Origin of the sequence: Rhodoferax sp. (genome assembly GCF_013297935.1) — a bacterium.
GTDB lineage: Bacteria > Pseudomonadota > Gammaproteobacteria > Burkholderiales > Burkholderiaceae_C > Allorhodoferax.
Window position 1 is genome coordinate 76170 of record NZ_JAAFIX010000012.1, and the last position, 13087, is coordinate 89256.

The window sequence follows — 13087 nt, forward strand, 5'->3', positions numbered from 1 at the left end:
TCCTGTGCTGTTGGTAGGTTGGAGCCGGCAAGTCTAGCCAAACTATGCCCACCGTTTCCAACGGCTGCTGACGGTGGCGGTGCGGCTTACAAGCTGGTCTGGCGCACCGCGTGCTCCCAGCGCTCCATGAGTTCTTTGGCGCGGGCGGGCGGCAGGGTGGGTAGGAAGCGGCGCTCGGCTTTCCAGAGGTCTGTGAGCTCGTCGGTGCTGCGGTAAACACCAGTGCTGAGGCCGGCCAAGTAAGCCGCGCCCAGCGCGGTGGTCTCGGTAACCGCGGGCCGCACCACGGGTATGCCCAACAGGTCAGCCTGGAACTGCATCAGCAAATCGTTTACACAAGCGCCACCGTCAACTCGCAGCTCCGACACGGCGGCGGCACCGGCGATCACGGCGTCGCGGCTCATGGCTTGGAGCAGCGCCGCGCTCTGAAATGCTATGCTTTCGAGAGCAGCCCGCGCAATGTGGGCGAGGGTGGAGCCCCGAGTAAGGCCTGTAATCGAGCCCCGCGCATCAGGCTTCCAGTACGGGGCGCCCAGGCCGGTAAAGGCGGGCACCACAATCACCCCGCCCGAGTCGGGCACGCTTTGCGCCAGGCTTTGCACCTCACCACTCCCCTGAATGGCATGCAATCCGTCGCGCAGCCACTGCACTACCGCACCGCCGACAAACACGCTGCCTTCGAGTGCGTATTGGGGCTGCGCGTTGGCTTGGGCGGCGCTGGTGGTGATTAAGCCGTTTTGCGAGGTTTGAAAGTTTCCACCGGTGTGCATGAGCATGAAGCAGCCGGTGCCATAGGTGTTTTTGACCATGCCGGCCTTGAAGCAGGCTTGCCCGAACAGCGCGCTTTGCTGGTCGCCCGCCACACCGCCGATGGGAATGGCCGCGCCCAGCAGCGCGGGGCTGACTTCGCCAAAGTGGGAGGCGGAGGGTTGCACCGCAGGCATCAGGCTGGCGGGGATATCCAGCGCGGCCAGCAAGTCCTCGTCCCAGAGGTTGGTGTGCACATTGAACAGCATGGTGCGCGAGGCGTTGCTCACGTCCGTGACATGCACACGGCCTTCGGTGAGCTGCCAGATGAGCCAGCTGTCGATGGTGCCAAAGGCCAGCTCGCCGTGGGCCGCCTGCTCCCGCGCACCGGGCACGTTGTCCAGAATCCATTTGAGCTTGGTGCCGGAGAAGTAGGCGTCCACCAGCAGACCGGTTTTGTCGCGGATGGTGTCCGCCAGGCCGCGCGCCCGCAGTTCCACGCAGGTGGGCTCCGCCCGCCGGTCTTGCCAAACAATGGCATGGTGAATCGGCAGGCCGGTTTTGCGGTTCCACACCACGGTGGTTTCGCGCTGGTTGGTAATGCCCACCGCCTTGACCTGTGCGGCGCTGATGCCGGCTTTGGCCAACGCTTCATGGGCGGTGGCCAGTTGGATGCGCCAGATCTCCAGCGCATCGTGTTCCACCCAACCGGGCTGCGGGTAAATTTGGGTCAGCTCCCTCTGCGCCATGGCCACCGTGTGGCCACTGGGGTCGAACACGATGCTGCGGGAACTGGAGGTGCCTTGGTCTAGGGCGAGCAAATAGGTCATGGGTGTCTCCTTTTTTGTGAGTGTCAGTCTGCGATGAGCAGACGCGCCCCAGCCTCCTCCAGTAGTGCGGGGAAGGGGGCTGGCGGTGTAGCGTCGGTGAACAGTCGGTCAATCTGGGTCAGTTGGCCGACTTCGACCATGGCGGGGCGGTTGAACTTGCTGGTGTCGGCAGCGACCCAGACTTCGCGCGCGTGGCTGATGATGGTCTGGGCGACTTTCACTTCGCGGTAGTCGTAGTCGCGCAAGGTGCCGTCCGCCTCAATGCCGGAGATGCCGATGACAGCAATGTCAACCTTGAATTGGCGGATGAAGTCCACTGCCGCCTCGCCCACTATGCCTTGATCGCGCCCGCGCACAACGCCCCCCACAACGATTACCTCCGACTGGCTGTTTGCACTCAGGATGCTGGCTACGTTGAGGTTGTTTGTGATGACCCGCAAGCCCTTGTGCTCTAGAAGCGCGCGGGCGACTGCTTCTGTTGTCGTGCCGATATTCAATATGAGTGAGCAGTCGTTGGGTATGGCCGTCGCAATAGCGCGGGCGATGCGGTTTTTCTCCGAGGCGTTAAGTTGCACTCGCTGAAGATGAGCAATGTTCTCGACCGTCGAGCTGGGGACACGTACGCCGCCGTGAAATCGGGTCAAAAAGCCATCATCTGCCAGCCTCTGCACATCCCGGCGTACGGTTTGCAAGGTTACGCCTAAGGACTCAGCCAAGCGTTCCACCGTGACAGAGCCTTGAAGTTGCACGGTATGAAGCAGTTGAAGCTGGCGTGGGTTGGTGGACATGATGGTGATTCCTTGTAGAGATGCACTATAAGCGAATCAAAACGAATCATATGGGTGACAAAAGGAAAGATAACGAATACGATTGTTGACTGCACTCTATTTCACCGGACCTCATGACACCCTACGCCCCCCCCTTGCCTACACGCCGGGAAGACCTGCTGAACCGCTTGGCTGAGCCCAAAGCGTACGACATTGCGGTGGTGGGTGGAGGTGCAACCGGCTTGGGGGTTGCGCTGGATGCTGCGGCTCGCGGCTTCAGTGTGGTGTTGATCGAGTCGCACGACTTTGCCAAAGGTACGTCCTCCCGTGCAACAAAACTTTTGCATGGGGGAGTGCGTTATCTGGCGCAAGGTAACTTTTCCTTGGTGCGCGAGGCTTTGCATGAGCGGACTACGCTGCTGCGCAATGCCCCGCATCTGGCGCAGCCCTTGGCTTTTGTTATGCCCTCCTACAAATGGTGGGAAACCCCCTTTTACGGCGCTGGACTGACTGCCTACGATTTGTTGGCTGGCAAAGCCGGGCTGGGGAAAACTGAGTTTTTAGGGGTGGCAGAGACGCAACGGCTGATTCCCTGTGTAACCCCTGCCGGCCTGAAAGGTGGCGTGAAGTATTGGGACGGTCAGTTTGATGATGCCCGCCTCGCGTTGGCCATTGCGCGAACGGCCGCGTCGAAAGGGGCCTTGATCGTTAACTACTGTGAGGCAACCCGCTTGCAGTATGAACACAGAAAGGTCGTAGGGCTCGACTGCCGTGACACCGTGAGTGGCCGGAAGTTCTCAGTGCGTGCCAAGTGTGTCGTCAACGCTACTGGTGTTTGGGTGGACGGGCTGCGCGAAAAAGATGGCGCCGCGAATCAGGGCGACGGGCGCAGTCTTACTAAGCCCATGGTCGCCCCCAGCCAAGGCGTGCACATCGTGGTGGATCGGGACTTCCTGGGCGGAGACACGGCATTAATGGTCCCTAAAACGCAAGATGGACGTGTTCTATTTGCCGTGCCCTGGCTTGGAAAGGTCATTTTGGGCACGACCGATACCCCGCGCGCGGATCTGGACAGGGAGCCAAGGCCCTTCAAAGAAGAAGTCGACTTCATATTAGGTGAGTCTGCCCGCTACCTTCATAAGGCACCGTCCCATAGCGACATTCGCAGTGTTTGGGTTGGCCTGCGTCCTCTGGTTAAGCCACAGGAAGATGATGGTGAAAACACCAAAGCCATCAGCCGGGAGCACACGGTGTTGATCAGCAAAAGCGGCCTGGTCACGGTGACCGGCGGGAAATGGACAACCTACCGGGCCATGGCTGAAGACGTGTTGGAGAAATGTGCGGAGCGGCAGTTGATTGAGCGCCGATCTGCGGGCGTAACGGAACACCTCCGCCTACAGGGTGCTCAGTCCGGAAATGTCGTGCAGAGTGCGATGGCTGCGCCACAGGGACCGCATTCTTACGGTTGTGATTATGCGGATGTCGTGAAGTTGCCGGGGGCTGCCAATGAGCTCGCGCCGGGTCTCACTGAGGCCATGGTCCGCTACGCCGCACGCAACGAGTACGCCATTGCCGTCGAAGATGTTCTGGCCCGCCGCAGTCGCTTGTTGTTCTTGGATGCGCGTCTGGCTGCCACCGTTGCGCAAAAAGTCTCGGAAATCCTGACCCAAGAGACCGGACTTGACACCGGACTTGAAGATTTTTTAGCTTTGGCGCATCAATACACGGAAATTCCGCGTTAAAAGTAGTTGACGGCCGGTACAACGGCTGGCACAATAGCGGGCTTCGCTTGAAAAAGCTGAAGGTTCTGCCCAAATGGAAGTCGTGCAAGTGGTTTGTGCGGTGGACAGCGGGCCCAAGACTGACTTGGTTCTGTAGTTGCCAGTGTGGCAAAGCAGATCCAGGTGCAAGTTGGGAATAATGAAATGATCCAAACTGAATCTCGACTGGAAGTTGCCGACAACACCGGCGCGAAATCCGTTCTCTGCATTAAGGTGCTGGGCGGGTCTAAGCGTCGCTATGCAAGCGTCGGCGACATCATCAAAGTTTCCATCAAAGAAGCTGCTCCACGCGGACGCGTCAAAAAAGGCGAAGTCTATAGCGCGGTTGTGGTTCGTACTGCCAAGGGCATCCGCCGTGGCGACGGTTCTTTGGTGAAATTCGACGGCAACGCAGCTGTGTTGCTCAACGCCAAGTTGGAGCCTATCGGCACCCGCATCTTCGGACCAGTGACCCGCGAACTGCGCACTGAAAAGTTCATGAAGATCGTGTCCCTGGCTCCTGAAGTTTTGTAAGGACCCGCCATGAACAAGATTCGCAAAGGCGACGAAGTCATCGTTATCGCAGGTCGCGATAAGGGTAAGCGCGGAGTGATCTCCTTGCGCGCTGACGACTCTCACGTAGTCGTCGAGGGCATCAACTTGGTGAAGAAGCACACCAAGCCAAACCCTATGAAGGGCACAACCGGCGGCATCGTTGAAAAGACCATGCCTATTCACCAGTCCAACGTTGCCATCTTCAATGCGGCAACCGGCAAGGCTGACCGTGTTGGTATCAAGGTGCTGGCTGACGGCAAACGCGTTCGCGTTTACAAGTCCAGCGGCGAAGAAATCAAGGTGGCATAAACATGGCACGTCTACAACAACACTACCGCGAAAAAGTGGCGCCTGAGTTGACAGCCAAGTTTGGCTACACCTCGCCCATGCAAGTGCCACGTTTGACCAAGATCACTCTGAACATGGGTGTGAGCGAAGCCGTAGCTGACAAAAAGGTGATGGATCACGCAGTGTCCGACCTGACCAAGATCGCTGGCCAGAAGCCCGTGGTGACCAAATCCAAGAAAGCTATCGCTGGTTTCAAGATCCGCGAAGGCCAGGCAATCGGTTGCATGGTGACTTTGCGCGGCGTGCAGATGTACGAATTCCTCGATCGTTTCGTGACTGTGGCTCTGCCCCGCGTCCGTGACTTCCGTGGTATTTCTGGTCGCGCTTTTGATGGCCGTGGTAACTACAACATCGGCGTCAAAGAGCAGATCATTTTCCCTGAGATTGAATATGACAAGGTTGATGCCTTGCGCGGCCTCAATATCAGCATCACCACAACGGCAAAAACCGACGAAGAGTGCAAGGCACTGCTCGCTGGCTTCCGTTTCCCGTTCAAGAACTGAGGTGACCTGTGGCTAAAATGGCTTTAATCGAGCGCGAGCTCAAGCGCGACAAGTTGGCTGCCAAGTACGCTAAGAAATATGCGGAATTGAAGGCTATTGCCGGTGACGCGAAACGTTCTGACGAAGAGCGTGCTGCAGCCCGTCTGGGCCTGCAAAAGTTGCCCCGCAACGCAAACCCCACTCGCCAGCGTAACCGCTGCTCCATCACGGGTCGTCCCCGTGGAACGTTCCAGCACTTCGGTCTGGGTCGTGCGAAGATCCGTGAAATGGCATTTGCTGGTGAGATCCCCGGCATTGTCAAGGCCAGCTGGTAAGCGATAGGAGAACTGAACATGAGTATGAGTGATCCAATCGCCGATCTGTTGACACGCATTCGCAATGCGCAGATGGTTGCTAAAACAACAGTGTCTGTGCCTTCTTCCAAGGTGAAGATTGCAATCGCACAAGTGTTGAAAGAAGAGGGCTACATCGATGGCTTCAAGGTTTCCACCGAAAGTGGTAAGTCCGAGTTGCAAATCGCCTTGAAATATTATGCCGGTCGCCCCGTGATCGAGCGTATTGAGCGTGTGAGCCGTCCTGGCCTGCGCGTTTACCGCGGCAGCGATGCAATTCCACAAGTCCAAAACGGCTTGGGTGTTGCTATCGTGACTACACCTAAGGGTGTTATGACAGATCGCAAAGCGCGCGCTTCCGGTGTCGGCGGCGAAGTGCTGTGCTACGTCGCTTAACGCTACAGGAGTAATAAAGAATGTCCCGCGTAGGCAAACTCCCCGTCACCGTTCCTGCAGGTGTAGAAGTATCCATTCAAGCTGGTCAAATCAGCGTGAAGGGCACTGGCGGCACACTGCAATTGGCTCAAAACAGCCTGGTGAACATCCAGAACGAAGCTGGCAAACTCAGCTTCCAACCCGCTAACGACTCCCGTGAAGCTGATGCAATGACTGGCACCTTCCGCCAGTTGGTCAACAACATGGTGGTTGGTGTGACCAAAGGCTTCGAGCGCAAGCTGAGCTTGGTTGGCGTGGGTTACAAGGCGCAAGCAACCGGCACCAAGTTGAACTTGGCTGTTGGCTACTCGCACCCGGTGAACCTCGAAATGCCTTCCGGCATTTCTGTGGCAACACCAACCCCGACCGAAATCTTGATCAAAGGTGCTGACCGCCAACGCGTTGGTCAGATCGCCGCTGAGATCCGTGCGATTCGTCCTCCTGAGCCTTACAAGGGCAAGGGCATCCGTTATGCGGATGAGAAGATCACGATCAAAGAAACGAAGAAGAAATAAGGAGCTGCATCATGTTGACCAAAAAAGAGCAGCGTCTTCGTCGGGCACGTCAGACCCGAATTCGTATCGCGACTCAAGGCGTTGCTCGCCTGACCGTGACACGCACAAATTTGCACATCTACGCCAGTGTTATTTCTGGCGACGGCGGCAAAGTGATTGCTTGCGCTTCGACTGCAGAGGCTGAAGTCCGTAAGACATTGGGCGCTGCTGGCAAGGGCGGAAACGTCGCCGCAGCAACAATTATCGGTAAGCGCGTCGCTGAAAAGGCGAAAGCAGCTGGCGTTGACAAGGTGGCGTTTGACCGTTCCGGTTTTGCCTACCACGGACGCGTCAAGGCGTTGGCTGATGCCGCGCGTGAAGCTGGCTTGCAGTTCTAAGCAGATCGGAAATTAAGATGGCTAAAGTTCAAGCAAAAATGCAAGGTAAGGCCGAGGGTCCTGAGGACGGTCTGCGCGAAAAAATGATCGCGATCAACCGCGTGACCAAAGTTGTGAAAGGCGGTCGTATTCTCGGCTTCGCCGCTCTGACTGTGGTGGGCGATGGTGATGGTCGCATCGGTATGGGTAAGGGCAAATCCAAGGAAGTTCCTGCTGCAGTGCAGAAAGCCATGGAAGAAGCTCGCCGTAACATGATCAAGGTAACCTTGAAGAATGGTTCGATCCACCACAAAGTGATGGGTCACCACGGTGCAGCCAACGTCATGATGGCACCTGCCCCTAAAGGTACCGGCATCATTGCTGGCGGTCCTATGCGCGCGGTTTTCGAAGTCGTTGGTATCACCGACATCGTCGCAAAGAGCCACGGTTCTTCTAACCCTTACAACATGGTTCGTGCGACCTTGGATGCTCTGTCTGTGTCTACTACACCGGCAGAAGTAGCAGCTAAGCGTGGCAAGACTGTTGAAGATCTCTTCGCCTAATCGAGGACTTCAAATGACTACACAACAAACTGTGAAGATCCAATTGGTGCGCAGCCCGATTGGTACCAAAGAGTCCCACCGCGCGACAGTGCGTGGTTTGGGCTTGCGCAAGCTGAACAGTGTTAGCGAGTTGCAAGACACGCCAGCAGTGCGCGGCATGATTAACAAGATCAGCTACCTGGTCAAGGTACTCTAAGAGGTTAATGATGGAACTAAATAACATCAAACCCGCTGAAGGTGCCAAGCACGCTAAGCGTCGCGTGGGTCGCGGTATCGGTTCTGGCTTGGGTAAAACAGCAGGACGTGGACACAAGGGCCAAAAATCCCGTTCCGGTGGCTACCACAAGGTCGGTTTTGAAGGCGGTCAAATGCCTATGCACCGTCGTTTGCCTAAGCGTGGCTTTAAGTCGCATTTGCTGAAGTTCAATGCTGAAATCACGTTGACAGCTCTCGAGGCACTGGGCCTTGAAGACGTGAACTTGGTTGCACTGAAGCAGGCAGGTGCAGTCGGCGAATTGGCAAAAGTGGTGAAGGTGATCAACACTGGCTCCATTTCCAAGGCCGTGAAGCTGAGCGGCATCGGCGCAACAGCTGCAGCAAAAGCTGCAATTGAAGCTGCTGGCGGCGCAGTCGCGTAATTAATCACGCGAAAGTATCTAGTGGCTACAAACGCAGCACAAACAGCCAAAGCAGGCAAGTTCGGTGACCTCCGTCGCCGGCTTGTTTTCTTGTTGTTGGCGCTCGTGGTCTATCGCCTGGGGGCGCACATTCCCGTCCCCGGCATCGATCCAGCACAACTTCAGCAGTTGTTCAAAGGACAGCAGGGCGGCATATTGAGTTTATTCAATATGTTCTCCGGCGGTGCTTTGTCGCGATTCACCATCTTCGCCTTGGGCATCATGCCCTACATCTCTGCTTCGATCATCATGCAGCTGCTCACGTATGTGTTGCCAGCGTTTGAACAACTGAAGAAAGAGGGCGAAGGCGGTCGCCGTAAGATCACGCAGTACACCCGCTATGGAACACTGGGCTTAGCCTTGTTTCAGTCGTTGGGGATTGCTGTAGCATTGGAAGCTTCCGCTGGGTTGGTCATTTCTCCTGGATTTGGTTTCAGGATGACAACCGTTGTGACCTTGACTGCCGGCACCATGTTTCTGATGTGGCTGGGTGAGCAGATCACAGAGCGTGGACTGGGGAATGGCATTTCGATCTTGATCTTTGGCGGTATCGCGGCTGGTTTACCCAGTGCCGTGGGCGGTTTACTGGAGTTGGTGCGAACCGGTTCCATGAGTCCTATTATTGCCCTGTTGATCGTGGTCGTGGTGGCATTGGTAACTTACTTTGTAGTGTTCGTCGAACGTGGACAACGAAAAATTCTCGTGAACTATGCTCGCCGGCAGGTTGGAAATAAGGTGTATGGAGGCCAATCTTCACACCTACCGTTGAAGTTGAACATGGCTGGAGTAATCCCCCCTATCTTTGCTTCTTCGATCATTCTTCTTCCAGCCACCATTGCAAATTGGTTCAGTTCTGGTGAGTCAATGCGTTGGTTGAAAGACATCGCGGCGACCTTGAGCCCAGGCCAGCCGGTGTACGTGATGTTGTATGCAGCCGCTATTGTTTTCTTCTGCTTTTTCTACACCGCCTTGGTTTTCAATAGCCGGGAGACTGCAGACAATCTGAAGAAAAGCGGTGCGTTTATTCCGGGCATCCGGCCGGGCGACCAAACAGCAAAGTACATCGACAAGATCTTGGTGCGACTGACTTTGGCGGGAGCTGCTTACATCACCTTTGTGTGCTTGTTGCCTGAGTTTCTGATTCTGAAATACAACGTACCGTTTTATTTTGGTGGCACGTCGTTGATGATTATTGTGGTGGTCACTATGGATTTCATGGCGCAAGTCCAGAATTACATGATGTCCCAGCAATACGAGTCACTGCTGAAGAAGGCGAATTTCAAGGCTTCTTGAGAGTCGGGTAGTTCATAGTTGAAATGAAGCCTGACCAGCCTGGCTGGAACGGTAACAGTTTAGTAGCAAGTTAGAGCGCTTGTTCCGCGCGATTCAAAGTCGGGACTGGGCGAAGAGTTTTAGGAGAAGAAAATGAAAGTTTCGGCTTCGGTCAAGAAAATTTGCCGCAACTGCAAAATCATCCGACGCAAGGGCGTTGTACGTGTGATCTGTACAGATCCACGTCACAAGCAGCGTCAGGGTTAATTGCAAGAGTTTTAGAGGACGAAAATGGCACGTATTGCTGGCATCAACATTCCGCCGCACCAACATTCTGAAATTGGCCTGACAGCTATTTTTGGTATTGGACGCACCCGCGCACGCAAGATCTGCGAAGCCTGTGGCATCGCATATTCGAAGAAGGTCAAAGACTTGACTGACTCCGATCTTGAAAAGATCCGCGACCAGATCGCTCAGTTTACAATTGAGGGTGATCTGCGCCGCGAAACAACCATGAACATCAAGCGTTTGATGGACATTGGTTGCTACCGTGGATTCCGTCACCGCCGCGGTTTGCCGATGCGCGGTCAACGCACACGTACCAACGCTCGCACTCGCAAAGGCCCACGTAAGGCTGCTGCGTCATTGAAGAAATAAAAGGGATTGAGAGACCACTATGGCAAAGGCTCCCGCTAATAACGCAGCACAACGCGTACGCAAGAAGGTTCGTAAGAACGTTGCAGACGGCATTGCACACGTGCACGCTTCGTTCAACAACACGATCATTACCATCACCGATCGCCAAGGCAACGCGTTGTCTTGGGCATCGTCCGGTGGTCAAGGTTTCAAGGGTTCGCGTAAGTCCACTCCTTTCGCCGCGCAGGTCGCGTCTGAAGTAGCCGGTCGCGCAGCTCTGGAACAAGGCATTAAGAATCTGGACGTAGAGATCAAGGGCCCAGGCCCCGGTCGCGAGTCTTCGGTTCGTGCCTTGGCAGCCCTGGGCATTCGCATCAATATGATCGCGGATGTAACACCAGTGCCGCACAACGGTTGCCGCCCTCAAAAGCGCCGCCGTATTTAATTTCAACCAAGCCCACCGCCACCAACTTTTGTTGGTGGCTCGCGCGTTTCTACGCGTCAGATGACATAAAAGGAAGTTCAAGTGGCACGTTACCTCGGCCCTAAGGCCAAACTATCCCGCCGTGAAGGCACCGACTTGTTCTTGAAGAGCGCGCGTCGCTCTATCGCAGACAAGGCGAAATTTGACTCCAAACCAGGTCAGCACGGCCGCACTTCTGGTGCACGTACGTCCGACTACGGTTTGCAGTTGCGCGAAAAGCAAAAAGTGAAGCGCATGTATGGCGTCTTGGAGCGTCAGTTCCGCCGTTACTTTGCAGAAGCTGATCGTCGTCGCGGCAATACAGGTGCGAACCTGATGGTATTGCTCGAGTCCCGTCTCGACAACGTGGTGTATCGCATGGGCTTCGGTTCTACCCGCGCGGAAGCACGTCAGTTGGTGTCCCACAAAGCCATGACAGTGAACGGGTCCCCCGTGAACATTCCGTCTTACATGGTGAAGGCTGGTGATGTCATTGCTGTTCGCGATAAATCCAAAAAGCAAAACCGTATCGTTGAAGCTTTGCAGTTGGCTCAGCAAGTTGGTTTGCCAGCTTGGGTTGAAGTTAACGTGGAAAAAGCCGAAGGCACATTTAAAACTGTTCCAGATCGCGACCAGTTCGGTGCAGACATCAACGAATCCTTGATCGTTGAGTTGTATTCCCGTTAATTCCGGGATTTTGTAATCGTTCCTTCGCGGCGGGGCACCGCTGCGGAGGTACTTCACCAGCCTTACCGATGTAACGAGTCGGGGGTATTGAGAGGAAGTTTGCATGCAAAACAATTTGTTGAAGCCCAAGTCGATCAGCGTTGAACAGCTCGGATTGAATCGTGCGAAAGTTGCTTTGGAGCCTTTTGAGCGCGGTTATGGACACACACTTGGAAACGCGTTGCGCCGCGTGCTGTTGTCTTCAATGCCTGGCTTTGCTGCGACCGAGGTGACAATCGCTGGCGTATTGCATGAGTACTCGTCGATCGACGGTGTTCAAGAAGATGTTGTGAACATTTTGTTGAACCTCAAGGGTGTTGTCTTCAAATTGCACAATCGCGAAGAAGTAACTTTGAGCTTGCGCAAAGATAGCGAAGGCGTGGTTACTGCAGCTGATATTCAGACGCCGCACGATGTAGAGATCATCAATCCCGAGCACGTCATTGCTAATCTTTCTCATGGTGGAAAGCTGGACATGCAGATCAAGGTCGAAAAAGGCCGTGGATACGTGCCTGGTAGCATGCGTCGGTATGCGGACGAACCCAACAAGTCGATTGGTCGCATAGTTCTCGATGCATCGTTCTCGCCAGTCCGTCGCGTTAGCTACACCGTAGAAAGCGCTCGGGTTGAGCAGCGAACAGACCTAGACAAGCTGGTCGTTGAGATCGAAACCAACGGCGCGGTGACTGCTGAAGATGCGGTGCGTGCTTCTGCTAAAATTTTGGTTGAGCAGTTGGCTGTGTTCGCGCAGCTTGAAGGCAGCGAGTTGGATGCATTCACTGCGCCCGCTCCACGTGGTAACACTCAGTTCGATCCAATTCTGTTGCGTCCTGTAGACGAGCTCGAACTCACAGTTCGCTCCGCGAACTGCTTGAAGGCTGAGAACATCTACTATATCGGTGACCTGATTCAGCGTACCGAAAATGAGTTGCTCAAGACACCTAATCTGGGTCGTAAGTCCTTGAATGAAATCAAGGAAGTGCTGGCCTCGCGCGGTTTGACTTTGGGTATGAAATTGGAAAGCTGGCCACCAGCTTCCCTGGAAAAGCGTTAATTTTTTGAACCCTCTCGTGGGGTTCCGTGCATCGGACAGTACCTGATACGGCTGTCCGTTATATAACTGAAGGAAACTAAAAATGCGTCACGGACACGGTCTACGTAAATTGAACCGCACTAGCTCACATCGTTTGGCTATGTTGCGCAACATGATGAATTCGCTCATCGAACACGAGGCGATCAAAACTACAGTGCCAAAGGCCAAAGAGTTGCGCCGCGTCGTCGAGCCAATGATCACCTTGGCTAAAGAAGCTACTGTGGCAAATCGCCGCTTGGCGTTTGACCGCCTGCGTGATCGGGATAGCGTCACCAAGTTGTTTGACGTCTTGGGCCCACGTTTCAAGGCGCGTCCTGGTGGTTACACACGTATTCTGAAGATGGGTTACCGTGTTGGCGACAACGCGCCCATGGCTTTGGTCGAATTGGTTGAGCGTTCTGAAGAAGTTTCTGCAACTTCTGAAGAAGTGAAGGCTTAATAGGTTATAATTAAAGTCTTGACGCGGAGTGGAGCAGCCTGGTAGCTCGTTGGGCTCATAACCCAAAGGT

20 protein-coding genes are annotated in these 13087 nt (G+C 55.1%); 18 read left to right on the forward strand and 2 right to left on the reverse strand.

Going from position 1 to position 13087, the window contains the following annotated elements; translation table 11 throughout:
- Window positions 1-86 precede the first annotated feature (86 nt).
- The gene (gene glpK / locus QZW03_RS15060; RefSeq protein WP_296510835.1) at window positions 87-1577 is read right to left on the reverse strand and encodes a glycerol kinase GlpK; all 1491 of its coding nucleotides are present in this window, start codon (window positions 1575-1577) and stop codon (window positions 87-89) included.
- A gap of 23 nt (window positions 1578-1600) precedes the next feature.
- Window positions 1601-2365, reverse strand: a complete 765-nt coding sequence (locus tag QZW03_RS15065; RefSeq protein ID WP_296510836.1) for a DeoR/GlpR family DNA-binding transcription regulator — start codon at window positions 2363-2365, stop codon at window positions 1601-1603.
- Window positions 2366-2478: 113 nt separating this feature from the next.
- Here QZW03_RS15065 and QZW03_RS15070 point away from each other — a divergent pair, with 113 nt between their 5' ends.
- The 18 genes from QZW03_RS15070 (at window position 2479) to rplQ (ending at window position 13017) form a co-directional block, all read left to right on the forward strand.
- Window positions 2479-4086: a glycerol-3-phosphate dehydrogenase/oxidase gene (locus QZW03_RS15070; protein WP_296510837.1), complete on the forward strand. Its 1608-nt coding sequence runs from the start codon at window positions 2479-2481 to the stop codon at window positions 4084-4086.
- A 183-nt stretch (window positions 4087-4269) separates the two neighbouring features.
- The gene (rplN, locus tag QZW03_RS15075; protein WP_007861702.1) at window positions 4270-4638 is read left to right on the forward strand and encodes a 50S ribosomal protein L14; all 369 of its coding nucleotides are present in this window, start codon (window positions 4270-4272) and stop codon (window positions 4636-4638) included.
- Between the two features lie 9 nt (window positions 4639-4647).
- Window positions 4648-4968 carry a 50S ribosomal protein L24 gene (gene rplX, locus QZW03_RS15080; RefSeq protein ID WP_087496064.1) on the forward strand — a complete coding sequence of 107 codons (321 nt, stop codon included), beginning with the start codon at window positions 4648-4650 and terminating at the stop codon, window positions 4966-4968.
- A 2-nt stretch (window positions 4969-4970) separates the two neighbouring features.
- Window positions 4971-5510 carry a 50S ribosomal protein L5 gene (gene rplE / locus QZW03_RS15085; protein ID WP_087496065.1) on the forward strand — a complete coding sequence of 180 codons (540 nt, stop codon included), beginning with the start codon at window positions 4971-4973 and terminating at the stop codon, window positions 5508-5510.
- 8 nt (window positions 5511-5518) lie between these two features.
- The gene (gene rpsN, locus QZW03_RS15090) at window positions 5519-5824 is read left to right on the forward strand and encodes a 30S ribosomal protein S14 (protein WP_296510838.1); all 306 of its coding nucleotides are present in this window, start codon (window positions 5519-5521) and stop codon (window positions 5822-5824) included.
- Window positions 5825-5842: 18 nt separating this feature from the next.
- Complete coding sequence (gene rpsH / locus QZW03_RS15095; RefSeq protein ID WP_296510839.1) at window positions 5843-6238, forward strand: 30S ribosomal protein S8; 396 nt, start codon at window positions 5843-5845, stop codon at window positions 6236-6238.
- Between the two features lie 20 nt (window positions 6239-6258).
- Window positions 6259-6792 carry a 50S ribosomal protein L6 gene (gene rplF / locus QZW03_RS15100; protein WP_296510840.1) on the forward strand — a complete coding sequence of 178 codons (534 nt, stop codon included), beginning with the start codon at window positions 6259-6261 and terminating at the stop codon, window positions 6790-6792.
- An 11-nt stretch (window positions 6793-6803) separates the two neighbouring features.
- Window positions 6804-7169 (forward strand): 50S ribosomal protein L18, encoded by a 366-nt coding sequence (gene rplR / locus QZW03_RS15105; RefSeq protein WP_296510841.1) that lies wholly within the window; start codon window positions 6804-6806, stop codon window positions 7167-7169.
- A 17-nt stretch (window positions 7170-7186) separates the two neighbouring features.
- Entirely contained in the window at window positions 7187-7711 is a 525-nt protein-coding gene (gene rpsE / locus QZW03_RS15110; protein ID WP_296510842.1) for a 30S ribosomal protein S5, read from the forward strand.
- A 13-nt stretch (window positions 7712-7724) separates the two neighbouring features.
- Window positions 7725-7907: a 50S ribosomal protein L30 gene (rpmD, locus tag QZW03_RS15115; protein ID WP_087496071.1), complete on the forward strand. Its 183-nt coding sequence runs from the start codon at window positions 7725-7727 to the stop codon at window positions 7905-7907.
- Window positions 7908-7917: 10 nt separating this feature from the next.
- Window positions 7918-8349 (forward strand): 50S ribosomal protein L15, encoded by a 432-nt coding sequence (rplO, locus tag QZW03_RS15120; protein WP_296510843.1) that lies wholly within the window; start codon window positions 7918-7920, stop codon window positions 8347-8349.
- Between the two features lie 21 nt (window positions 8350-8370).
- The gene (gene secY, locus QZW03_RS15125; RefSeq protein WP_296510844.1) at window positions 8371-9681 is read left to right on the forward strand and encodes a preprotein translocase subunit SecY; all 1311 of its coding nucleotides are present in this window, start codon (window positions 8371-8373) and stop codon (window positions 9679-9681) included.
- 132 nt (window positions 9682-9813) lie between these two features.
- A complete protein-coding gene (gene rpmJ, locus QZW03_RS15130; protein WP_012348927.1) occupies window positions 9814-9927 on the forward strand; it encodes a 50S ribosomal protein L36 in 114 nt (37 codons plus the stop codon).
- Between the two features lie 24 nt (window positions 9928-9951).
- Window positions 9952-10317 (forward strand): 30S ribosomal protein S13, encoded by a 366-nt coding sequence (gene rpsM, locus QZW03_RS15135; RefSeq protein ID WP_087496073.1) that lies wholly within the window; start codon window positions 9952-9954, stop codon window positions 10315-10317.
- A 19-nt stretch (window positions 10318-10336) separates the two neighbouring features.
- Window positions 10337-10741 (forward strand): 30S ribosomal protein S11, encoded by a 405-nt coding sequence (gene rpsK / locus QZW03_RS15140; protein WP_029706489.1) that lies wholly within the window; start codon window positions 10337-10339, stop codon window positions 10739-10741.
- Between the two features lie 81 nt (window positions 10742-10822).
- On the forward strand, window positions 10823-11446 hold the full coding sequence (gene rpsD / locus QZW03_RS15145; RefSeq protein WP_296510845.1) for a 30S ribosomal protein S4: 624 nt from the start codon (window positions 10823-10825) through the stop codon (window positions 11444-11446).
- A 103-nt stretch (window positions 11447-11549) separates the two neighbouring features.
- Window positions 11550-12539 carry a DNA-directed RNA polymerase subunit alpha gene (gene rpoA / locus QZW03_RS15150; protein WP_296510846.1) on the forward strand — a complete coding sequence of 330 codons (990 nt, stop codon included), beginning with the start codon at window positions 11550-11552 and terminating at the stop codon, window positions 12537-12539.
- Between the two features lie 82 nt (window positions 12540-12621).
- Complete coding sequence (gene rplQ / locus QZW03_RS15155; RefSeq protein WP_296510847.1) at window positions 12622-13017, forward strand: 50S ribosomal protein L17; 396 nt, start codon at window positions 12622-12624, stop codon at window positions 13015-13017.
- Window positions 13018-13087 lie beyond the last annotated feature (70 nt).